Raw genomic sequence first — 20,706 nt, 5'->3', positions numbered from 1 at the left:
TACCCCCTGAACTGCGACGATGTATCTCTCTTCGATAACGTCTCCGTGATCGTTCGGTGGATTGTGGAACGGAGTGGCAGGGGCTGTGCGTTCCTGTTGACGTAGGCGAGCGGACGTGTACGGAACCGAAGCGGATCTACACGCCACGGGGGTGGACGCGGTGACGCACGCGAGGTGCGTCCGGAACAACGACGAAGGGGCCGCAGCACCATGGCTGTACTCGCCGAATCCGGATCCAACCCCGATGTGGAACTGCTCTACGACATCAACGGACTCGCCAAGGACGCGCCGCACTGGTTCGACCGCGTCATGGAGTTCGTCGGCGAGTTCGGCATCGTCATCGGCATGGTGCTGGTCGTGCTCGGCTGCTGGTGGTCCGTGCGCCGCCGCTCCGCGAGCGCGGACCAGGCCGCCTCGTCCGTCGCCGCGCTCGTGTGGGCGCCGCTGGCCGCGGGGATCGCCGTCCTCGTCAACGTGCCCATCCGCGGGTTCGTCGAGCGGCCCCGGCCCTTCGTCGACCACCGGGACCTCGCCGTCCTCGTCTCGGGCAAGGACGACTTCTCCTTCGTGAGCGACCACGCGACGATCACCATGGCCCTCGGGGTCGCCCTGTTCGTCGCCAACCGCAAGTACGGCATCGCCGGCATCGCCCTCGCCCTGCTCGAAGGGTTCTGCCGCGTCTACATGGGCGTGCACTACCCGACCGACGTCATCGGCGGCTTCGCGCTCGGCACCGCCGTCGCGCTGCTGCTCTCCCCGCCGGCCTCCGCCGCGCTCACCCCGCTGATGAAGGCGATCGGCCGCTCGCCCAGGGCCGGCCGGCTGATCCGGAGCCGCGAGTCCCTCGCCCAGGGCGACGCACTGGTCCCCGGCACCCGCAAGCCCGCGGCGTCCGAGGAGCGCGACCTGGCGGCCTGAGCCGCCGACCGGTCCGCGGACGCGATGCCCGCGGACCGGACAGGAGTACGCCGTCCCCCGCGCCTGAGCGCGGGGGACGGCGTCGTTTTCGGCACGCCGCGCCGAGACGGACGTGCGCCGCTCCGTGGTGCTGCGCCGAGACGGACGTGCGCCGCTCCGTGGTGCCGCGCCGATACGGACGTACGCCACTTGGTTCCGCCGCAAGTCGGCGGCCCGCGCATGCCGTACACCCCTGGGAAACAAGCCAGTTGAGCGCCCGGACGGCGCAGGTCGCCGGAATCCCGGCGTGGCCTCACCGTGAGCATTCCGTGACCTCACCGGGCCGACGGCAGGGGTTCACTCGGCGTTCATTTACGGCCTTCAGCCGCTTCACCTGTTCTGCCTAATTTCGGCCGTACCCGGTGTGGTGCACGACGGATGCATGCACGCGCACCACGACGACCCGCACGCCGCCGACGGTGGCGGCTCCTGGAAGGAACCCACGAAAGTGATGCTTCAGCGCAAGAACCGGCTGCGCGCCCTTTCCCTCGGTGCTGTCGCCGTCTCCGGCGCCCTGGCCCTGACGGCGTGCGGCACCGACGACACGGGCAAGGCGGGCGGTTCCTCGCAGGCGGCCAACGCCGGCTCGGTCAAGTGCGACAACGCCAAGGGCCAGCTGCTGGCCGACGGCTCCTCCGCGCAGAAGAACGCCATCGACGCCTGGGTGAAGCAGTTCTCCCAGGCCTGTGGCGTACAGATCAACTACAAGGGCGGCGGCTCGGGCGCGGGCGTCACCGCGTTCAACCAGGGCCAGGTCGCCTTCGCCGGCTCCGACTCGGCGCTGAAGCCCGAAGAGGTCACCGCCTCCAAGAAGGTCTGCAAGGGCGGCCAGGGCATCGACCTGCCGATGGTCGGCGGCCCGATCGCCGTCGGCTACAACGTCCCGGGCGTCGACGACCTGGTCCTGGACGCTCCGACCCTCGCGAAGATCTTCGACAGCAAGATCACCAAGTGGAACGACGCGGCGATCAAGAAGCTGAACCCGAAGGCGAAGCTGCCCGGCCTCAAGATCCAGGCGTTCCACCGCTCGGACGAGTCCGGCACCACCGACAACTTCACCAAGTACCTCAAGGCCACGGCCGACTGGAAGTACGAGGGCGGCAAGGCCTGGCAGGCCAAGGGCGGCCAGGCGGCCTCCGGCTCCGCCGGCGTGGCCCAGGGCGTCAAGCAGAACCCCGGCGCCATCGGCTACTTCGAGCTGTCCTACGCCAAGGACATGAGCACCGTCGCGATCGACACCGGCGCCAAGGCCCCGGTCAAGCCGTCGGTCGAGTCCGCCACCGCCGACATCGCGGCCGCCAAGGTCGTCGGCACCGGCAAGGACCTGTCGCTCCAGCTCGACTACGCGACCAAGGCCGAGGGCGCCTACCCGATCACCCTGGTCACGTACGAGATCGTCTGCGACAAGGGCAACAAGCCGGACACCCTGCCCGCCACCAAGGCGTTCCTGAACTACATCGCCGGCGAGGACGGCCAGAAGGTCCTGTCGGAGAACGACTACGCCCCGATCCCCGCCGAGATCATAGGCAAGGTCCGCACCACCATCGCGGGCCTGAACTGACCTGATCCGTGTGCGGCCCGGCTCCCACCGGGGTCGGGCCGCATCGTCCGGTGCACCGCCGCCCGGAGCCGTACGCCCCTCACGACGGCGTCCGGTTCCACCGAGCCGCCCACCCGAAGCGGCTCAGCAGACCGGAGAACCCGATGGACATAAAGACGCAGACAACCGACGCACCTCCCCCCACTCCCCAGCCCGCCGTGGCCGAGCAGAAGCGCGCCGCCCGCGGCGCCGGCCGCCCCGGTGACCGGATCTTCCTCGGTCTCTCCCGCGGGTCGGGCATCCTGCTGCTCGTGCTGATGGCCGCGATCGCGGTCTTCCTCACCTATCGCGCCTCGCTCGCGATCGGCCAGGACCACGGCAACTTCCTGACCACCTTCGAGTGGAACACCAACCTCAACCCGCCGGTCTTCGGCATCGCGGTCCTGGCCTTCGGCACGGTCGTCTCCTCGATCATCGCCATGGCCCTCGCGGTCCCGGTCGCCGTCGCGATCGCGCTGTTCCTCACGCACTACGCCCCGCGCCGGCTGCGCGGTCCGATCGCCTACGTGATCGACCTGCTCGCCGCCGTACCGTCCATCGTGTACGGCCTGTGGGGCGCCCTGGTCCTCGTCCCGCACATGCAGGGCCTGTACGGCTGGCTCGACACCTACCTCGGCTGGACCGGCGTCTTCTCCTGGGACGGCGGCGCCCCCCGCGCCATGCTGACCGTCGGCATCCTGCTCGCGATCATGATCCTGCCGATCATCACCAACGTGAGCCGTGAGGTCTTCCGCCAGGTCCCGCGGATGCACGAGGAGGCCGCGCTGGCCCTCGGCGCCACCCGCTGGGAGGTCGTCCGCATGTCGGTGCTGCCCTTCGGCCGCTCCGGCGTGATCTCCGCCTCGATGCTCGGCCTCGGCCGCGCCCTCGGCGAGACGATGGCCGTCGCCACCGTGCTCTCCCCGAGCTACGACATCCAGGCCAGCCTGCTCGACCCGGGCGGCGGCACCTTCGCCCAGAACATCGCCAGCAAGTTCGGTGAGGCCACCGAGCAGGGCCGGGACGCGCTGATCGCCTCCGGTCTGGTCCTGTTCGTCATCACCCTCGTGGTGAACGGCGCGGCCCGCGCCATCATCGCCCGCCGCAAGGAGTACTCGGGGGCCAACGCATGAGCACCGCAGCCGTCACCGACAAGAGCGCCGGCACGCTGCGCGGCGCGCGCATGCCGAAGTGGTCCTCCTGGGCCATCGCCGCCGGTTCGATCGCCGTCGCGGTCGGCATCGGCAAGGGCGCCGGCCTGGACAGCACGGTCCAGTGGGGCCTGATCGCCGCGATCGTCTTCGTCCTCGCCACGTACGGCATCACCGCCGGCGTCGAGGGACGCCGCCAGGCCAAGGACCGCGTGGTCACCTCCCTCGTGTGGGTGTCCTTCCTGCTCGCCCTCGTCCCGCTGGTCTCCCTGATCTGGGTGACCATCGCCCGCGGCGTGAAGGTCCTCGACCCCTACTTCCTGACCCACTCCATGGGCGTCGTCGCCGACTCCGAGCCGGGCGGCGGCATCTACCACGCCATCCTCGGCAGCCTGGAGCAGGTCGGCCTCGCCACCGTCATCGGCGCCCCGATCGGCGTGCTCACCGCGATCTACCTGGTGGAGTACGGGCGGGGCGGGCTCGCCAAGGCCGTCACGTTCTTCGTCGACGTGATGACGGGCATCCCCTCGATCGTCGCCGGTCTGTTCATCCTCAGCCTGATGCTGATCTTCCAGCTCGAGCCGTTCGGCTTCGCCGGTTCGCTGGCCCTGGCCATCCTGATGATGCCGGTGGTCGTGCGCTCCACGGAGGAGATGCTCAAGCTCGTCCCGAACGAGCTGCGCGAGGCGTCACTGGCGCTGGGTGTGCCGAAGTGGCGGACGATCCTGAAGGTGGTCCTGCCGACCTCCATCGGCGGTATCACCACCGGCGTCATGCTGGCCATCGCCCGTATCGCGGGCGAGACCGCGCCGGTGCTGCTGCTGGTGTTCGGCAACCCGTTCATCAACGCGAACCCCTTCGAGGGCGCGCAGTCGTCGCTGCCGCTGTACATCTACCAGCAGTACGCGCAGAGCGCCGGTGCCAACGCGGCGTACGACCGCGCCTGGGCGGCCTCCCTCACGCTGATCGCCTTCGTGATGATCCTCAACCTCGTGGCCCGCGGCATCGCCCGCTGGAAGGCCCCGCGGTGACAATCTGCGGCTACCGCCGCGCGGCCGGCCGCTGACGCGGCCACACAGCGACCGAGCTTGAATTTCTGGAAGTGAAGTAGACATGGCCAAGCGAATCGACGTAAGCGGACTCTCCGCCTACTACGGCTCCCACAAGGCGATCGACGACATCTCGATGACCGTCGAGCCGCGCTCGGTGACGGCGTTCATCGGGCCCTCCGGCTGCGGCAAGTCGACGTTCCTGCGCACGCTGAACCGTATGCACGAGGTCACCCCCGGCGGTCGCGTCGAGGGCAAGGTGATGCTCGACGACGAGGACCTGTACGGCACGGGCGTCGACCCGGTGTCGGTGCGGCGTGAGGTCGGCATGGTGTTCCAGCGGCCGAACCCCTTCCCCACGATGTCGATCTTCGACAACGTGGCGGCGGGGCTGCGGCTGAACGGCAGCTACAAGAAGTCCGAGCTGAACGACATCGTCGAGCGCTCGCTGAAGGGCGCGAACCTCTGGAACGAGGTCAAGGACCGCCTGAACAAGCCCGGCTCGGGCCTGTCCGGTGGCCAGCAGCAGCGGCTGTGCATCGCGCGGGCGATCGCGGTCGAGCCGAAGGTGCTGCTGATGGACGAGCCCTGCTCGGCCCTCGACCCCATCTCGACGCTCGCCATCGAGGACCTGATCGGCGAGCTGAAGGAGCGCTTCACGATCGTCATCGTGACGCACAACATGCAGCAGGCGGCGCGCGTCTCCGACCGTACGGCGTTCTTCAACCTCGCCGGGGTCGGCCAGCCGGGCAAGCTCGTCGAGATCGACGAGACGGAGCGGATCTTCTCCAACCCGTCGGTCCAGGCCACGGAGGACTACATCTCGGGCCGGTTCGGCTAGGACACCCCCTAGGCCGATGCCATACCCCTCGCGGCGCTGCATGGCGGTGCGGCCGCGAGGCAGCAAGAGGGCCCGCCCCTGGACGGGGGCGGGCCCATTGCTTTTGCTTCCGTGCCTTGGGGCTCCGCCGGAGCCCTGGCCCTTGCCCACCCGCCCGGCCCGTCTCGGTGGGCTGAGGGGTCCCGCTCCCGGGGCTCCGCCCCGGGCCCCCCGTCTCGCCGACCCGCCGGCCCGACTCGGTCGCAGCCCCGACGAGGCTCGGGACAGACCCGGACTCGATCGCCGAGTCGGGCCCCACCTTGGGCTCCGCCTCAGAGCGGGGCCGTGGCCGGCGCGACTCCTGGGAGGCCTGGTCGCACCCGGCGCCCACTTCCCGGTCAGTCCCGCCTCATGGCAGCGCCCGGTCACAGTGGGACCCCGTCCCTTGGGGACCTGGCCTCTTGGCCAACCGAGTCGGGTGGGTGGGTGGGCGAATGTGAAAGCGAGCGTCGACCTGAGGTCGGCGCTCGCTTTCGGAAAGGCTGGCTGGCCCGCCGGTCAGAGAACCGCCAGGCTCACGATCCAGTAAGCCAGCGCAGCGACCAGCGCTGCCGCCGGCATCGTGATGAACCAGCCCAGGACGATGTTCTTGGCGACACCCCACCGCACCGCGTTCACCCGCTTCGTCGCGCCGACGCCCATGATGGCCGACGTGATGACATGCGTCGTGGAGATCGGCGCCTTGAAGAGGAACGCCGTGGTGAACATGATCGCCGCGCCCGTCGCCTCCGCCGCGAAGCCCTGCGGCGGGTCCAGCTCGATGATCTTCCGGCCCAGCGTGCGCATGATGCGCCAGCCGCCCGCGTACGTACCCAGCGACAGCATCAGCGCGCAGACGATCTTCACCCACACCGGGATCGGGTCGCCGTACGTCTCGGTGCCGGAGATGACCAGGGCCATCACCACGACACCCATGGTCTTCTGGGCGTCCTGCAGACCGTGTCCGAGCGCCATGGCGGCCGCCGACACCGTCTGCGCTATCCGGAACCCGCGCTTGGCCTTGTGCGGGTTGGCCTTCCGGAAGATCCACAGGATCGCCGTCATCACCAGGTAGCCGCAGATCAGACCGACGATCGGCGACAGGAACATCGGCAGGATGATCTTGTCGACGACCCCGCTCCAGATCACCGTCGTACCGCCCGCGAGCGCCGCTCCCACCATGCCGCCGAACAGCGCGTGGGAGGAGGACGACGGCAGACCGAAGTACCAGGTGACGAGGTTCCAGGCGATCGCGCCGACCAGGGCGGAGAAGAGGATCGCCATGCCCGTCGAGCCATGGGGCGTCTCGATCAGGCCCTCGCTGACGGTCTTGGCGATGCCGGAGCCGAGGAAGGCACCGGCGAGGTTCATCACCGCGGCCATGGCCAGCGCGGCCCGGGGCGTCAGGGCCCGCGTCGACACCGACGTCGCGATCGCGTTCGCCGAGTCGTGGAAACCGTTCGTATACGTGAAGAAGAGCGCGACACCGATGGTCACGACCAGAGCGAGGGTGTCCATCGACGCTTCAGGACTCCTTGACGGCGATGGTCTCCACCGTGTTCGCCACGTGCTCGAAGGCGTCCGCCGCCTCTTCGAGGACATCCACGATCTGCTTGAGCTTGAGGACCTCGATGGCGTCGTACTTGCCGTTGAAGAGCTGGGCCAGCAGCTTGCGGTGGATCTGGTCCGCCTGGTTCTCCAGGCGGTTCACCTCGATCCAGTACTCCGTGAGGTTGTCCATGGTGCGCAGGTGCGGCATGGCCTCGGCCGTCAGCTCGGCGGCCCGCGCCAGGACCTCGATCTGCTGCTCGACGCCCTTCGGCAGCTCCTCGACGTTGTAGAGGACGACCAGGTCGACGGCCTCCTCCATGAAGTCCATGATGTCGTCCAGGGACGAGGCCAGGTTGTAGATGTCCTCGCGGTCGAACGGCGTGATGAACGAGGAGTTCAACTGGTGGAAGATCGCGTGAGTGGCGTCGTCACCGGCGTGTTCGGCGGCCCGCATGCGCTCTGCGATCTCGGCCCGGGCGGAGGCATCCGCTCCGAGCAGTTCCATCAGGAGCTTCGAGCCCGTGACGATGTTGTCCGCGGATGCGGCGAACATGTCGTAGAAGCTCGTCTCCCTGGGGGTCAGACGAAAGCGCACGTGGGGTCCTCGGGGTGCTTCGGTTTCGGTCAGGCTGATGCTAGGCGCATCATCCGGCCACGGCTAATGGGCCGTCCTCCAGTGTCGCCCATCGGGCACAGTGATCGGCACAGGGGCGTCCCGAGAGGCCCTTACCCAGCAAAGTTGGTTACCATATACCCGCCAGGGGTATCTGTCTGGAGGACGCGATGACGACCACCGAGGCCGGCGCGACAGCGCCCTCCGAAAACTCCGGAAACGCGGACAACCGGCCCACCGCCGAACAAGGTGGGCACGGGCACGCCACGCACGGCTACCACAAACAGAAGGACGAGCACCTCAAGCGGCTGCGGCGGATCGAGGGGCAGATCCGCGGTCTGCAGCGGATGGTCGACGAGGACGTCTACTGCATCGACATACTCACGCAGGTCTCCGCTTCCACGAAGGCCCTGCAGTCCTTCGCGCTCCAGCTCCTGGAGGAGCACCTGCGGCACTGCGTCGCCGACGCGGCCGTCAAGGGCGGCGGAGAGATCGACGCGAAGGTCGAGGAGGCCACCAAGGCGATCGGGCGGCTGCTGCGGACCTGAGCGGTCCGGCCCCCGGGGACCTGAGCCCGTCCTGCCCCCGCGGACCGGTCGGGATCAGGCGGGGGCCGGGGCGCGTTCCTCGGTCACCTTCAGCACCCGGTCGATGCTCTCCAGGCTGAGCCGGTCCTCGCGGGCCGCCGAGGCGGCGATGATCAGCTCTCCGCACAGCTCGATCTCGGCGAGAGCCACGTGGTCCTGTACTGCCGTACCGCCGACCAGAGCCACGCGCATCACCTCGTCTCTGCGTGCCCGGCTTCCTAGAGTAGGCAGCGGCCCACGCGCCGCGCATGGCACGGACGGGCTAGTTCGCCAGAGGGTTACCGGCTAGTTCCGCGAGCGGTTCATCGCCCCGCCCGCCGCACCGTTTTCCGGACCGTTCTCCGGTTCGTCCCTCGGTGCGTCCTTCGGTTCGTCCTCCGCGATCCGCCCCGCGTAGATGTCCCGCGCCCGCGGCAGCCGTACGTCGACGGGGGCGCCGAAGCCGTAGAGCAGGGTCGTCGAGGTGACCGCCACGGTGGCCTTCTGCCGTCCGTTGACGAAGCTGAACCGCTGCCGGAGCTTGCGGATGCGGCCCTCGCCGTCGAGGTAGGCGTCGAACGGGACGCGCGCCGTGGCGAACCCTTTCGCCGCCGACTCCAGTGCCGCCCGGTTGCCCGCCGACGCGCGTTTCGCGGCCGTGGCCAGGTCGGCGGTGCCCCGGTAGTGCCGCACCGCGACGCCGCCCACCTCGGTGCGGCCCACGTACGACGCCGTCCGCGTCCCGCGCAACAGCTCCGCCGCCGCGTACGGATCGGTCGCCCCGCCGGTGACCAGGTTGCCGTCGCTGAGGGTCGCGGTGTCGACCCGGACCCACTTGTCGGCGGGGACGCCCGCGCCGCGGTTCTTCATGAACAGGGCGCCCGGGGCGAGGAGTTCGGTGATCGGGCGGTGCTCGGCGGAGCCGGTCGGGTCCTGGGGCAGGACGACCGTGAGCTGCCCGAGCCGGCGGCGGAAGTCGTAGACGCCCTGGCCCCGGATGGTGACCCGGGTGCCGCCGGTGGCCATCTCCATCGACGTACCGGCCCGGGAACTGCCCGCCTCGTGCAGGGCTCCGGCGGCGCGCTGGAGAGTGGCCACCGGGTCGGAGGGGCCGCGCGCGTCCTCGGCGGCGGCGCCGCTGCCGCATCCCGTGGCACTCGCGCCCAGTCCCACCGTGATCACCATCGCGCCGACCGTCGCACCCGCGCGCCTGTGCTGCCGCCGATCCATCGCTTGTCCTACCCCCAGCCGGTCGCGTCCGTCACGGGCCCCCGTCGCTTCGGTTAACGACGGGTAGGGGGTGCCGTCACGCGCGCTCGCGGGTGCCGGTGAGGGCGGCCGTGATCCGCCGGGCCCGGGCGCACTACGGTGGTGACCGTGACGCAGCAGGACGGGCCGGAGCGAGCCCGGCAGGGGCAGGAACACGACACGTCGACCCAGGAGCAGGGGCGCTTCTGCCTGGCACGGTGCAGCTGCGGCTGGCGCGGCCCGGCGCGGCGCGCCCGCAGCCAGGCCCGTACGGACGCGGAGGCGCACGCCGCGGCGGCGTGAGGGGGTCCGGGCAGGGAGCCCGGGCGGTTGTCAGGGGCGCTCGAACCGGCGCACCAGAGCGTCGAGGAGCTCCCGGTCGCGCGGCTGGGTCAGTCGGCCGCGGGCCGCGCCGGGCGGCAGCCACAGGATGCGGTCCACCTCGTCGTTGGGGACGAAGCGCCCCGAGCGGGCCTCGGCCGCCCAGTAACGCACCTGCTTGGGGCGGCCGTCGACCGGATAGTGCTGGGTGGGCAGCTCACCGCCGGGCGCGGCGCTGTACCCGGTCTCCTCGGCCACCTCCCGCAACGCACCGGCGAGCGGGTCCTCACCTCGCTTCAGCTTCCCTTTGGGATGCGACCAGTCGCCGTACTTCGGTCGATGAACGAGACAGACCTCCAGCCCGCCGCCACCTGGCTCCCGCCGCCACAGGACGCAGCCGGCGGCCAGGACGGGGGTTTCGTCGGCGGTGGTCACGACCGGTTCTCCCTCGTCGTGTGGTGAGTCAGGGGGCGGGGACCGGGCGTTTCAGCCAGGACTGCTGGAAGGCGAAGCGGGCCGCCTCCACCTCGTGGCGCTGGTCGGCGTGGAGCACGCCGAGTGCGTAGGCCGTCGCCGGGGCGATGCGCGGGGTGCGGGCCGCCTGGGCCGCCGCGGCGGCCGCCTCCGAGGCGTCGCGGTGCCGGTTCAGCGCCTGCCCGGCCGCGAGCAGGCGTACGTCGACCGGGTCGGCGCCGCCGCCCAGGGCCTCGCGGGCGTAGCGGTGCAGGCGCAGCAGCAGGCGTACCTGGTGCCAGGGGGCGTCCTGCGGGTGCGGGGACGGGTCCGGGGCCAGGCCGTGGACCAGGGCGACCGCGTTGTAGGGGTGGCCGGCGGTCACCAGCGGCAGCGCGGCGATCGCGTCGGTGAGGCGCTCCTCGGCGGCGGTGGCCAGCGGGCGCAGGTCGGCGCCGGCGGCCGCGGGCGCCAGTGGGACCTCGCTGGCCAGGACGGCGACCTGGTCGGCGACGGCGTGGAAGCGGGCGGAGCCGAGGGCCTGGAGGGCGGTGGAGTGGGCCCGGGTTCGGGCGAGGGTGAGCTGGCGTTCCAGCAGGGCGCCCGCCTTGGCCGCGCCCACGGTCAGATTGCTGCGGTCCGGGGCGGTCCGGACCGCGGGGCCGGTGTCCGGCGCCCCGGCGCCGACGGCGGAGCTCACCGGCTGCGGCGGGAACGCCGCGGCCCCCGCCCCCGACAGCCGCTGGAGTGCCAGCAGCAGCCGCTCCAGCCGGGCCTCGCATGCATGCTCCAGGCCCAACGTGCCCGACAGCCAGGCCAGTTCGGGACGCATCTCGTCCGACCAGTCGGCGTCGAGGAGCGGGCGGAAGGTGTGCAGGCTGCCGCTGATGCGGCGGGCCGCCCGGCGCAGCGCGCGGGCCGCGTCGCCGGCTCCGCTCGCGCCGCCCGGCTCCCCCGCTCGCGCGCCCGCCCGGGCGGGCAGCCCGCCACCGGTCTCCCGGTGCAGGCGCAGCGCACGGAGGAACTCCGTGGCCTGGGCGCGCAGATAACCCGCCAGAACGTCCCCGACGGGGGTGCCTCCCTGCTCCGGGTCGCTCTTCGGCGCGGCCTGCGGGGCCGGGGGCGGGGGAGCGGTCGTGAGGTGGGGGAAGGACGCCCCGGCCGTGGGGACGTCCGTCGGATCAGGGTGTCGCTGTGCCACGCCGGCGCCTCCGGGCGTCTATGAGCATCTCCTGGATGTTGCGCAGGGGTTGTCCGTCCGCGTCGGTCGCGTGCCGGGTCCACTCGCCGTCCGGGCCCAGGTGCCAGGAGGAGGTGGTGTCGGACATGCCGGTTTCGAGCATCCGGTTCAGGGTCGCCCGGTGGGCCGGGTCGGTGACCCGGACCAGTGCCTCGATCCGGCGGTCGAGGTTGCGGTGCATCATGTCGGCGCTGCCGATCCACACCTCGGGCTCGCCGCCGTTGCCGAAGGCGAAGACCCGGGAGTGCTCCAGGAAGCGGCCGAGGATGGAGCGGACCCGGATGTTCTCCGAGAGGCCTGCGACGCCCGGCCGTACCGCGCAGATGCCGCGCACCCAGATGTCGACCGGGACGCCCGCCTGGGACGCGCGGTAGCACGCGTCGATGACGGCCTCGTCCACCATCGAGTTGACCTTGATGCGGATGAAGGCGGGGCGGCCCGCGCGGTGGTGCTGGATCTCCTTGTCGATCCGCGAGATCAGGCCGTCGCGCCAGGGACTTGGGGGCGACCAGCAGTCGGCGGTAGGTCTCGCGGCGCGAGTAGCCGGAGAGCCGGTTGAACAGGTCGGACAGGTCCGCGCCGACCTGCGGGTCAGCGGTGAGCAGGCCGAGGTCCTCGTACAGGCGGGCCGTCTTGGGGTGGTAGTTGCCGGTGCCCACGTGGCTGTAGCGGCGCAGCGTGTCGCCCTCCTGGCGTACCACCAGGGACAGCTTGCAGTGGGTCTTCAGACCGACGAGGCCGTACACGACATGGCAGCCGGCCTCCTCCAGCTTGCGCGCCCACTTGATGTTGGCGTGTTCGTCGAAGCGGGCCTTGATCTCGACCAGGACGAGGACCTGCTTGCCGGACTCGGCGGCCTCGATGAGGGCGTCGACTATCGGCGAGGTCTCCGAGGTGCGGTACAGGGTCTGCTTGATCGCCAGTACGTCCGGGTCGGCGGCGGCCTGCTCCAGGAAGGCCTGCACGGACGTGGAGAACGAGTCGTAGGGGTGGTGCAGCAGCACGTCCCGGGTGCGCAGGGCGGCGAAGACGTCGGGCGCGGACGCCGACTCGACCTCGGCGAGGTCGCGGTTGGTGCCGGCGACGAACTTCGGGTACTTCAGCTCGGGACGGTCTATCGAGGCGATGCGGAAGAGGCCGGTGAGGTCCAGGGGTCCCGGCAGCGGGTACACCTCGGCCTCGCTGATCTTCAGCTCACGCACCAGCAGGTCGAGCACCTCGCGGTCGATGGACTCCTCGACCTCGAGGCGCACCGGCGGCCCGAAGCGGCGCCGCATGAGCTCCTTCTCCAGGGCCTGGAGCAGGTTCTCGGCGTCGTCCTCCTCGACCTCGAGGTCCTCGTTGCGGGTGAGCCGGAAGGCGTGGGACTCCAGCACCTCCATGCCCGGGAAGAGCTCCTCCAGGTGCGCGGCGATGACGTCCTCCAGCGGGACGTACCGGCCGGGCGCGGCCTCCAGGAAGCGGGACAGCAGCGGCGGCACCTTCACGCGGGCGAAGTGCTTGTGGCCGCTGACCGGGTTGCGGACGACGACGGCCAGGTTCAGCGACAGCCCGGAGATGTACGGGAAGGGGTGCGCGGGGTCCACGGCCAGCGGGGTCAGCACCGGGAAGATCTGCTGCCGGAACAGGGTGAACAGCCGCGCCTGCTCCTTCTCGGCCAGCTCGCTCCAGCGGACCATGTTGATGCCCTCGTCCGCGAGGGCGGGCGCGACGTCCTCCTGGAAGCAGGCGGCGTGCCGGGCCATGAGCTCGCGGGAGCGGGCCCAGATCATCTCCAGCACCTCGCGGGGCTGGAGCCCGGAGGCGGAGCGCGTGGCCACGCCCGTGGCGATACGGCGCTTCAGACCGGCGACCCGGACCATGAAGAACTCGTCCAGGTTGCTGGCGAAGATCGCCAGGAAGTTCGCGCGTTCGAGCAGGGGCGTGTTCGGGTCCTCGGCGAGCTCCAGGACCCGCTCGTTGAAGGCGAGCCAGCTGCGCTCCCGGTCGAGGAAGCGACCCTGCGGCAGCTCGGCCCCGCCGGCCTGCGACTCCTCGTACCCGTCGAGGTCGGCGTCGATGTCGGGTTCCAGGTCGGAGACCGTCGCGGCCACCGTGCGCGGGCGATGCGCGGCTATGGAGCCCACGGAGGGCTGCGCCTGCTGGACCTCTGCCTGGGTTTCTGGCTGGCTCATGAACCCATTGTTCCGCGTGAGGAGGCCCACGGGCGCGTCGGAACGCGCGCGCGGGAGCCGCGCGGCCCCGTTTCCCCCGGGCCCCTCGGGCAGCGGCGAAGACTCTGACGCGGCGGGCTTCATTGCCCGAGCGTCGCAAGCTCGTCTGAATCACCGGTTACGGAGACATGACGTGCGGGCTAGCGGCAGGCGGCTCCGGGGCATCCGCGCCGGTCAGCGCGGTGCGGAAGGTGACGATCACGTGCCGCCCGCGGTCCGGCTCACGTCTGCGTGCGGGACAAGGTTCACATCTCCGCGCGGTCCATGGTTCACGTCTCCGTGCGGTACATCAGGTCCGTCTCGTGGGTGACGAAGCCCAGCCGCTCGTACACCGACACGGCCGCCTTGTTGTCGGCGTCGACGTACAGCATCGCCGTCGGCATGCCCTGCGCGGCGAGGTGGCGCAGGCCGGTCAGGGTGAGGGCGTTGCCGAGGCCGCCGCCCTGCGCGCCCGGGGCGACACCGAGGACGTACACCTCGCCGAGGCCCTCCTCGGCGTGCACCTTCGTCCAGTGGAAGCCGACGAGCCGCCCCTCGCGCTCGGCGAGGAAGAAGCCGGCCGGGTCGAACCAGACCGCGGCCTTGCGGTCGTCGAGGTCGCGCTGGGTGAGGGAGCCCTGCTCGGGGTGGTGGGCGAAGGCGGCGGCGTTGACCGCGAGCCACGCCTCGTCGTCCTGACCGGGGACGAAGGGGCGCACGGTGACGCCGTCGGGCAGCTTGGGCTCGGGCAGCTCCAGGTCCGTCAACGACCGCCGCATCTGGCGCAGTTCACGGAACATGGTCAGGCCGAGGACCTGGGCGAGGTGCCGGGCGGCGGAGTGCCCGCCGTGCGCCCACACCCGCAGCCGCTTGCCGGACGCGGCGAGCAGCGCCGAGCCGAGCGCCCGGCCGTGCCCGTGGCCGCGGTGGGCGGGGTGGACGACCAGTTCGGCGGCCGGCGCCTCCACCGGGTCGGTGTCCTCCAGCTGGGCGTAGCCGACGAGTTCGCCGCCGGCCGTCAGCAGCAGGTGCGAGACGCCCTCGCGTGCCTCTCCGCGCAGCTGGAGCCGGCCCTGCTCGGACACCGGCTGCTGCCCGTCGACCCGCGCGGCCTCCGCCAGCAGCCCGAGGACGGCCTCGGCCTGGTCCGGGGTGAGCGTGGAGCGGGTGTCGATGGAGCGGGAGGCGAAGGACCGTCCGGTGGCGTCGCTGGTCATGCGTATGAGGGTACGGGGATGCGCGGCCGAAGTGGTGACACCGGGTCGGACGGGGGGGAGGGGAGGCAGGGGCCGGCGAACGGCGGCGAACGGAAACCAGGATGTAATCCCGAACCCCCTGTGCCGCTACGCGCGTTGACCATAGGCTGCGCCGGGCCGGGTCCACTGGCCACAGCCGACCACAGGGGGGCGCATGCCGACCACATCCCAGCCGCACCGCCGCATCAGACGCCGTACGTACGCCTTCCTCGCGTCCGCCGCGGCACTGGCCACCGCCGGTGCCCTGGCCGCCGCGCTCCCCGCGCAGGCGCACAACGACCAGGCGGCGGACGCGCTCGCGGGCCGCTACCAGGACGTCCAACTCCTGTCCTTCAACGACCTGCACGGCAACCTCGAACCCCCGTCGGGCTCCTCCGGCCGGATCACCGAGCTCCAGCCGGACGGCACGACGAAGACGATCGACGCGGGCGGCGTGGAGTACCTGGCGACCCATCTGCGCCAGGCCCGCCAGGGCCACGCGTACTCCATCACCGCGGCCGGCGGCGACATGGTCGGCGCCTCGCCGCTGCTGTCGGGCCTGTTCCACGACGAGCCGACCATCGAGGCCCTCAACAAGCTGGACCTGGACGTCACCTCGGTCGGCAACCACGAGTTCGACGAGGGCGCGAAGGAGCTGGCGCGGCTGCAGAACGGCGGCTGCCACCCCACCGACGGCTGCTACAGCGACCAGGGCTTCGCCGGGGCGGACTTCCCCTACCTCGCGGCGAACGTCCTCGACGAGAAGACCGGCAAGCCGATCCTGAAGCCGTACTGGGTCTGGAAGAAGAAGGACGTCAAGATCGGCTTCATCGGCGTCACTCTGGAAGGCACCCCCGACATCGTCTCCGCGGACGGCGTCAAGGGGCTGACGTTCAAGGACGAGGTCGAGACGATCGACAAGTACGCCAAGGTGCTCCAGGACCAGGGCGTGAAGTCGATCGTGGCGCTGATCCACGAGGGGGGCTTCCCGGCCTCGTCGTCCTACAACTACGACTGCGACTCCCCGGGCGGGGGCGACGGCATCTCCGGCCCGATCGTCGACATCGCCCGGCACGTCACCCCGGCGGTCGACGCGCTGGTGACCGGCCACACCCACGCCGCCTACGCCTGCACGATCGCCGACCCGTCGGGCCGCCCCCGCATGGTCACCTCGGCCGCGTCCTTCGGCCGCCTCTACACGGACACGACGCTGACGTACGACCGCCGGACCGGCGACATCGCGCGTACGGCCGTGAAGTCGGCGAACCGCGTGGTCACCCGGAACGTCGCCAAGGCGCCGGACATGACCCAGCTGATCGACCGGTGGAACACCCTCGCCGCCCCGATCGGCAACCGCCCCATCGGCTACATCTCCGCCGACATCACCAACACCGGCACCGAGTCACCGATGGGCGACCTGATCGCCGACGCGCAGCTGGCGTACGGCAAGGAGCTCGACGCCGGCACCGACCTCGCGCTGATGAACCCGGGCGGCGTGCGGGCCGGGCTGACGTACGCGGCCAAGGGCGCCGAGGGCGACGGCGTGGTGACCTACGCCGAGGGCTTCACCGTCCAGCCCTTCGCCAACACCGTGAACCTGCAGGACTTCACCGGCGCGCAGCTCGTCCAGGTGCTGAAGGAGCAGGTGAGCGGCGCGAACGCGGCGGCGCCGAAGATCCTCCAGCCGTCGGCCGGGCTGACGTACACCCTGGACCTGACCAGGTCCGGCGCCGACCGCGTGGTGACCGACTCGATCCGTCTGGACGGCGCCCCGATCGACCCGGCCGCCACCTACCGCGTCGCCACCAACAGCTTCCTCGCGGGCGGCGGCGACGGCTTCCCGACGCTGGGACAGGGCACGGGCGACCTGGTCGGCACGGACGATCTGGCCGCGCTGGAGAAGTACCTGACGGCGAACTCCTCCGCCGGTGACCCGATCACCCCGCCCGCGACCGACCGGATCACGGTCGTGCAGTAGCGGGACGGCGCAAGGAACAGCTGAGGGCGGCCGGTTCACCGGCCGCCCTCAGTGCTTCACGGCATCTCCGGCGGAGCCGTCGGCGCCCCCGGCAGCCGTACCGTCGCCACCGTGCCGCCGCCGGGGGCGCCGGTGAGGGTGACCTCGCCGCCGGCCTCCTCGACCGTGCGGGCCACGATGGACAGGCCGAGGCCGGAGCCGGACAGGGCGCGGGCCGAGGGGGAGCGCCAGAAGCGGTCGAAGACGTGCGGGAGGTCCTCGTCGGGGATGCCGGGACCGCGGTCGCGGACGGTGAGGACGCCCTTCTTCAGGGCCACGTCGATCGCGCCGCCCTCGGGGCTGAACTTGACCGCGTTGTCGAGGACGTTGACGATCGCCCGCTCCAGCGCCGACGGTTCCGCCCGGACGTACCAGGGTTCCAGGTCCTCGCTGATGGTCAGCTCGGGCCCGCGCAGCCGGGCGCGCCCCAGGGCCGCCTCGACGGTGTCCTGGAAGGAGACCACCTGCACCCGCTCGCCCCGCTGGCCCTCCGCGCGCGACAGCTCCTGGAGGTCGCCGATCAGCGACGACAGCTCGCTCATCTGCGCCTTCACCGAGTCCAGCAGCGCCCGGCGGTCGGCCGTGGGCAGCGGTCGGCCCGTCTCCTCGCTGCGCGTGAGCAGCTCGATGTTGGTCCGCAGGGACGTCAGCGGCGTACGGAGTTCATGGCCCGCGTCGGCGATGAGCTGCTGCTGGAGCTCGCGGGAGCTGGTCAGGGCCGAGGTCATGGAGTTGAAGGAGCGGGACAGGCGGGCGATCTCGTCCTCGCTGTCGTCCTCGACCGGGATGCGGATGCTCAGGTCCTCGGTGCGGGCGACGTGCTCCACCGCCTCGGTGAGCTTGTCGACGGGGCGCAGACCCGCGCGGGCGACCGCGAGGCCGGCGGCCCCGGCGCCGAAGACCCCTATCCCGGAGACGAGCAGCAGGATGAGCGCCAGGTCGTCGAGGGTGTTCCGGGTGTCCCTGAGGGACAGGCCGATCATGAAGGCGACGTCGGGGTAGGCCTGGGCGTCCGGGCCGGGGGCCACCGGCACGGAGACGGTCATCACCCGGACGTCGTCGCCGTCCGTGTTGGTGGTGCTGTGGAAGGTGCGCAGGCCCAGATTGGGGTGGGCGGCCACGTCCCTGTCCGGGGCGGTGACCTTCAGGACGCCCTCGGACCGGGGCGCCACGCAGGAGCGGCCCTGCGAGGTGACCAGCTGGACGTAGAAGAACGAGCGCTGCATGTCGTTCGACGAGTCGTCCGTGGTCTGCGTGCAGCTCGCGGCCAGCTCGGTCGCGTCCTCCGCGGTCACCCGGCCGAAACTGGCCAGCCGGTTGTCGACCTCGTCGTACAGCTTGCCGCGGACGATGAACCAGCAGGTGACCGAGACCGCGGCGACCGCGAACGCCACCGCCGCCGCCACGAGCAGCGACAGCCGCGAGCGGATCGGCAGCGACCGGAACCGGCGGACGACCCTTCTCACTCGGCCCCACCCTGCCGCAGCACGTACCCGACGCCGCGGACCGTGTGCACCAGGCGCGGCTCGCCGCCCGCCTCGGTCTTGCGGCGCAGGTACATGACGTAGACGTCCAGCGAGTTCGACGTCGGCTCGAAGTCGAAGCCCCACACCGACTTCAGGATCTGCTCGCGGGTGAGGACCTGGCGCGGATGGGCCAGGAACATCTCCAGCAGCGTGAACTCCGTGCGGGTCAGCTCCACCCGCCGGTCCCCGCGCGTGACCTCGCGGGTGGCGAGGTTCATGCGCAGGTCGGCGAAGGTGAGGGCCTCGTCCTGGGGGCCCGCGCCGGGCAGCGGGGCGGCGTAGGAGCTGCGCCGCAGCAGTGCGCGGATACGGGCGAACAGCTCGTCCAGCTCGAACGGCTTGACCAGGTAGTCGTCGGCCCCGGCGTCGAGCCCGGTGACCCGGTCGCCGACCGTGTCGCGGGCCGTCAGCATCAGTATCGGCGTCGTGTCGCCGGAGCCGCGGATGCGGCGGGCGGCCGTCATGCCGTCCATACGGGGCATCTGGATGTCCAGGACGACGAGGTCGGGGCGGTAGGCGGTGGCCTTCTCCAGGGCGTCCGCGCCGTCGACGGCCACCTCCGTGTCGTACCCCTCGAAGGCCAGGCTGCGCTGGAGTGCTTCGCGCACGGCCGGCTCGTCGTCGACGATCAGGATGCGCTGGGGGTCACGGTCGCCATCGGAGGGGCTCATCGCTCGCGGTTCCTCGGTCGGTGTGCGGTGGGCGTGGGTGGGCCGTCCTCAGCGTCGCATGTTTCCGGGTGTTTCCGGGCCTACGGCCGGTTTCCGGAAGGTGCGCCGGGCCGGGTGCCGCCCGCCTCCGGGGCCCGCGGTCAGCAGCTCACCGCGGTCAGGCGGCGCAGCGGGACCTTGTGCCGGCGCGGACGCTCCGCCCGGATGCGCAGGCCCATCAGCTGCGGTGCGGACACCTCCAGGACCCGGGGCGGCGGCTTGGGCGCGTTGATCTCGTGCGCCACTTCCAGCGCCAGGTCGAAGTCGGCCGGGTGGTTGTCGACCAGCATGTGCGAAACCCGCTTGATCATGACGTACTCCCTTGCTCGGTACTTGATCGCTCGTGTTCGGTCACCGTGGTGTTCTGTCACTGGTGCTCGACCACGCGTGCTCTGTCACTCGGTGGAGCCCGACCGCAGCCGTGCCAGGTCGGACCGGACGGTGTTGCTGGGGATCGCGAAGCCCAGGCCGATGCTGCCCGCGCCCGAGGAGGACGACGAGGAGCCGGAGCCGGGCGCGTACATCGCGGAGCTGATGCCGATGACGTCGCCGCGCGCGTCGATCAGCGCGCCCCCGGAGTTGCCGGGGTTCAGCGAGGCGTCCGTCTGGATCGCCTTGTACGTCGTGGTCGAGGAGCCGGGGTCGCCGTTGAACTGCCGGCCGCCGAACTGGAACGGCCACCGCCCGTCCTCGCCCGGATCCTGGAGGTCGCCCTTGTCCTGGTCGGCCGGCACGGTCACGTCACGGTTCAGTGCGGAGACGATGCCGCTGGTGACGGTGCCGGTCAGCCCCTCGGGGGAGCCGATCGCCACGACCGAGTCGCCGACCCGCACCTCGTCGGAGTCGCCGAGGGCCGCCGGCCGCAGACCGGAGGCGCCGCGGAGCTTGATGAGGGCGAGGTCCTTGGAGCTGTCGGTGCCGACGACCTCGGCCGGGTAGGTGGTGCTGCCGCCGGTGCGCACCTTGATCGAGGAGGCGCCGGAGACGACGTGGTTGTTGGTGACGATCTCGCCCTTGTCGCTGACGATCACGCCGGAGCCGGTGGACGACCCGTTGCCGAGGGCCGCGCTGATCTCGACCACGCTCGGGGCGACCGCGGAGGCGATCGCGCCGACGTCGCCCTGCTTACCGGCCGGGACGACCTGGGCGTTGGGCCCGACCGAGGAGACCGTGTCGCGGTCGCCGGCGGTCAGTTCCTGGAAGACGTACGCGGTGCCGCCGCCCACGGCCGCGGCGCCGAGCGCGACGGCGGCCAGCAGGGCGAGCGGGCCACGGGAGTGCTTCCTGTCGGTCATGGAAGGAGCATTTCCCGTGACCATGAGAGCTCGCTGAGGGCCCGCTGAAAAGCCCGACAGAACCTCATGTGACCGGGATGATGACCATTTGCGCAGCTCGGAGCGGTGAGGGCGGGGGAGGTGCGCTGGGTGCCGCTCACCGGG

19 protein-coding genes and 1 pseudogene are annotated in these 20,706 nt (G+C 71.2%); 8 read left to right on the top strand and 12 right to left on the bottom strand.

What is annotated here, in order from left to right; all coding sequences use genetic code 11:
• Window positions 1-210 precede the first annotated feature (210 nt).
• From QFZ74_RS14710 to pstB, 5 genes are all read left to right on the top strand, one after another.
• Window positions 211-918, top strand: a complete 708-nt coding sequence (locus QFZ74_RS14710; protein ID WP_307621273.1) for a phosphatase PAP2 family protein — start codon at window positions 211-213, stop codon at window positions 916-918.
• 487 nt (window positions 919-1,405) lie between these two features.
• Window positions 1,406-2,518, top strand: coding sequence for a phosphate ABC transporter substrate-binding protein PstS (gene pstS / locus QFZ74_RS14705; protein WP_307624154.1), 1,113 nt, complete (start codon window positions 1,406-1,408; stop codon window positions 2,516-2,518).
• 143 nt (window positions 2,519-2,661) lie between these two features.
• Window positions 2,662-3,669, top strand: coding sequence for a phosphate ABC transporter permease subunit PstC (gene pstC / locus QFZ74_RS14700; RefSeq protein WP_307621272.1), 1,008 nt, complete (start codon window positions 2,662-2,664; stop codon window positions 3,667-3,669).
• Window positions 3,666-4,718, top strand: a complete 1,053-nt coding sequence (gene pstA / locus QFZ74_RS14695) for a phosphate ABC transporter permease PstA (RefSeq protein ID WP_307621271.1) — start codon at window positions 3,666-3,668, stop codon at window positions 4,716-4,718. The genes pstC and pstA overlap by 4 nt, the downstream gene beginning before the upstream one ends.
• 82 nt (window positions 4,719-4,800) lie before the next feature.
• Window positions 4,801-5,577: a phosphate ABC transporter ATP-binding protein PstB gene (gene pstB, locus QFZ74_RS14690; protein WP_307621270.1), complete on the top strand. Its 777-nt coding sequence runs from the start codon at window positions 4,801-4,803 to the stop codon at window positions 5,575-5,577.
• A gap of 537 nt (window positions 5,578-6,114) precedes the next feature.
• Here the strand turns inward: pstB and QFZ74_RS14685 are convergent.
• Together QFZ74_RS14685 and QFZ74_RS14680 are read right to left on the bottom strand one after the other, a co-directional pair.
• Entirely contained in the window at window positions 6,115-7,113 is a 999-nt protein-coding gene (locus tag QFZ74_RS14685; RefSeq protein ID WP_307621269.1) for an inorganic phosphate transporter, read from the bottom strand.
• Between the two features lie 7 nt (window positions 7,114-7,120).
• Complete coding sequence (locus QFZ74_RS14680; RefSeq protein WP_307621268.1) at window positions 7,121-7,741, bottom strand: DUF47 domain-containing protein; 621 nt, start codon at window positions 7,739-7,741, stop codon at window positions 7,121-7,123.
• A 188-nt stretch (window positions 7,742-7,929) separates the two neighbouring features.
• Here QFZ74_RS14680 and QFZ74_RS14675 point away from each other — a divergent pair, with 188 nt between their 5' ends.
• Window positions 7,930-8,307 carry a metal-sensitive transcriptional regulator gene (locus QFZ74_RS14675; protein WP_307621267.1) on the top strand — a complete coding sequence of 126 codons (378 nt, stop codon included), beginning with the start codon at window positions 7,930-7,932 and terminating at the stop codon, window positions 8,305-8,307.
• Window positions 8,308-8,361: 54 nt separating this feature from the next.
• On the opposite strand, the gene QFZ74_RS14670 is transcribed toward QFZ74_RS14675, so the two are convergent.
• Together QFZ74_RS14670 and QFZ74_RS14665 are read right to left on the bottom strand one after the other, a co-directional pair.
• Window positions 8,362-8,532 carry a hypothetical protein gene (locus QFZ74_RS14670; RefSeq protein WP_307624329.1) on the bottom strand — a complete coding sequence of 57 codons (171 nt, stop codon included), beginning with the start codon at window positions 8,530-8,532 and terminating at the stop codon, window positions 8,362-8,364.
• 99 nt (window positions 8,533-8,631) lie between these two features.
• Window positions 8,632-9,555, bottom strand: coding sequence for a hypothetical protein (locus QFZ74_RS14665; RefSeq protein WP_307621266.1), 924 nt, complete (start codon window positions 9,553-9,555; stop codon window positions 8,632-8,634).
• Window positions 9,556-9,702: 147 nt separating this feature from the next.
• Here QFZ74_RS14665 and QFZ74_RS14660 point away from each other — a divergent pair, with 147 nt between their 5' ends.
• Window positions 9,703-9,876 carry a hypothetical protein gene (locus tag QFZ74_RS14660; RefSeq protein ID WP_307621265.1) on the top strand — a complete coding sequence of 58 codons (174 nt, stop codon included), beginning with the start codon at window positions 9,703-9,705 and terminating at the stop codon, window positions 9,874-9,876.
• A gap of 30 nt (window positions 9,877-9,906) precedes the next feature.
• Here the strand turns inward: QFZ74_RS14660 and QFZ74_RS14655 are convergent, their stop codons facing one another.
• From QFZ74_RS14655 to mshD, 4 genes and pseudogenes are all read right to left on the bottom strand, one after another.
• On the bottom strand, window positions 9,907-10,329 hold the full coding sequence (locus QFZ74_RS14655) for an NUDIX hydrolase (RefSeq protein ID WP_307621264.1): 423 nt from the start codon (window positions 10,327-10,329) through the stop codon (window positions 9,907-9,909).
• A gap of 28 nt (window positions 10,330-10,357) precedes the next feature.
• Window positions 10,358-11,548 (bottom strand): CHAD domain-containing protein, encoded by a 1,191-nt coding sequence (locus tag QFZ74_RS14650; protein WP_307621263.1) that lies wholly within the window; start codon window positions 11,546-11,548, stop codon window positions 10,358-10,360.
• A pseudogene (locus QFZ74_RS14645) lies at window positions 11,529-13,761 on the bottom strand (RNA degradosome polyphosphate kinase). Before QFZ74_RS14645 ends, QFZ74_RS14650 begins: the two are co-directional and overlap by 20 nt.
• 308 nt (window positions 13,762-14,069) lie before the next feature.
• Window positions 14,070-14,996 carry a mycothiol synthase gene (mshD, locus tag QFZ74_RS14640; RefSeq protein ID WP_307621262.1) on the bottom strand — a complete coding sequence of 309 codons (927 nt, stop codon included), beginning with the start codon at window positions 14,994-14,996 and terminating at the stop codon, window positions 14,070-14,072.
• A 193-nt stretch (window positions 14,997-15,189) separates the two neighbouring features.
• Here mshD and QFZ74_RS14635 point away from each other — a divergent pair, with 193 nt between their 5' ends.
• Complete coding sequence (locus tag QFZ74_RS14635; RefSeq protein ID WP_307621261.1) at window positions 15,190-16,992, top strand: bifunctional UDP-sugar hydrolase/5'-nucleotidase; 1,803 nt, start codon at window positions 15,190-15,192, stop codon at window positions 16,990-16,992.
• Between the two features lie 56 nt (window positions 16,993-17,048).
• Here QFZ74_RS14635 and QFZ74_RS14630 read toward each other — a convergent pair whose 3' ends face one another.
• From QFZ74_RS14630 to QFZ74_RS14615, 4 genes are all read right to left on the bottom strand, one after another.
• Window positions 17,049-18,497 carry a cell wall metabolism sensor histidine kinase WalK gene (locus QFZ74_RS14630; RefSeq protein WP_307621260.1) on the bottom strand — a complete coding sequence of 483 codons (1,449 nt, stop codon included), beginning with the start codon at window positions 18,495-18,497 and terminating at the stop codon, window positions 17,049-17,051.
• Complete coding sequence (locus QFZ74_RS14625; protein WP_307621259.1) at window positions 18,494-19,228, bottom strand: response regulator transcription factor; 735 nt, start codon at window positions 19,226-19,228, stop codon at window positions 18,494-18,496. Before QFZ74_RS14625 ends, QFZ74_RS14630 begins: the two co-directional genes overlap by 4 nt.
• Window positions 19,229-19,368: 140 nt before the next feature.
• Complete coding sequence (locus QFZ74_RS14620) at window positions 19,369-19,578, bottom strand: hypothetical protein (protein WP_307621258.1); 210 nt, start codon at window positions 19,576-19,578, stop codon at window positions 19,369-19,371.
• Between the two features lie 84 nt (window positions 19,579-19,662).
• Window positions 19,663-20,622: a S1C family serine protease gene (locus QFZ74_RS14615; RefSeq protein ID WP_373462483.1), complete on the bottom strand. Its 960-nt coding sequence runs from the start codon at window positions 20,620-20,622 to the stop codon at window positions 19,663-19,665.
• Between the last annotated feature and the right edge of the window lie 84 nt (window positions 20,623-20,706).

It is taken from the genome of Streptomyces sp. V3I7, assembly GCF_030817495.1.
GTDB lineage: Bacteria > Actinomycetota > Actinomycetes > Streptomycetales > Streptomycetaceae > Streptomyces.
This window is presented reverse-complemented; position numbering and strand designations above follow the sequence as displayed.

What these genes read in the sequence shown, in the direction of transcription:
- QFZ74_RS14710 (WP_307621273.1), top strand. Translation starts at nt 211, where the DNA reads ATGGCTGTACTCGCCGAATCCGGATCCAACCCCGATGTGGAACTGCTC.
- pstC (WP_307621272.1), top strand. Translation starts at nt 2,662, where the DNA reads ATGGACATAAAGACGCAGACAACCGACGCACCTCCCCCCACTCCCCAG.
- pstA (WP_307621271.1), top strand. Translation starts at nt 3,666, where the DNA reads ATGAGCACCGCAGCCGTCACCGACAAGAGCGCCGGCACGCTGCGCGGC.
- pstB (WP_307621270.1), top strand. Translation starts at nt 4,801, where the DNA reads ATGGCCAAGCGAATCGACGTAAGCGGACTCTCCGCCTACTACGGCTCC.
- QFZ74_RS14685 (WP_307621269.1), bottom strand. Translation starts at nt 7,113, where the DNA reads ATGGACACCCTCGCTCTGGTCGTGACCATCGGTGTCGCGCTCTTCTTC.
- QFZ74_RS14675 (WP_307621267.1), top strand. Translation starts at nt 7,930, where the DNA reads ATGACGACCACCGAGGCCGGCGCGACAGCGCCCTCCGAAAACTCCGGA.
- QFZ74_RS14665 (WP_307621266.1), bottom strand. Translation starts at nt 9,555, where the DNA reads ATGGATCGGCGGCAGCACAGGCGCGCGGGTGCGACGGTCGGCGCGATG.
- mshD (WP_307621262.1), bottom strand. Translation starts at nt 14,996, where the DNA reads ATGACCAGCGACGCCACCGGACGGTCCTTCGCCTCCCGCTCCATCGAC.
- QFZ74_RS14635 (WP_307621261.1), top strand. Translation starts at nt 15,190, where the DNA reads ATGCCGACCACATCCCAGCCGCACCGCCGCATCAGACGCCGTACGTAC.
- QFZ74_RS14625 (WP_307621259.1), bottom strand. Translation starts at nt 19,228, where the DNA reads ATGAGCCCCTCCGATGGCGACCGTGACCCCCAGCGCATCCTGATCGTC.
- QFZ74_RS14620 (WP_307621258.1), bottom strand. Translation starts at nt 19,578, where the DNA reads ATGATCAAGCGGGTTTCGCACATGCTGGTCGACAACCACCCGGCCGAC.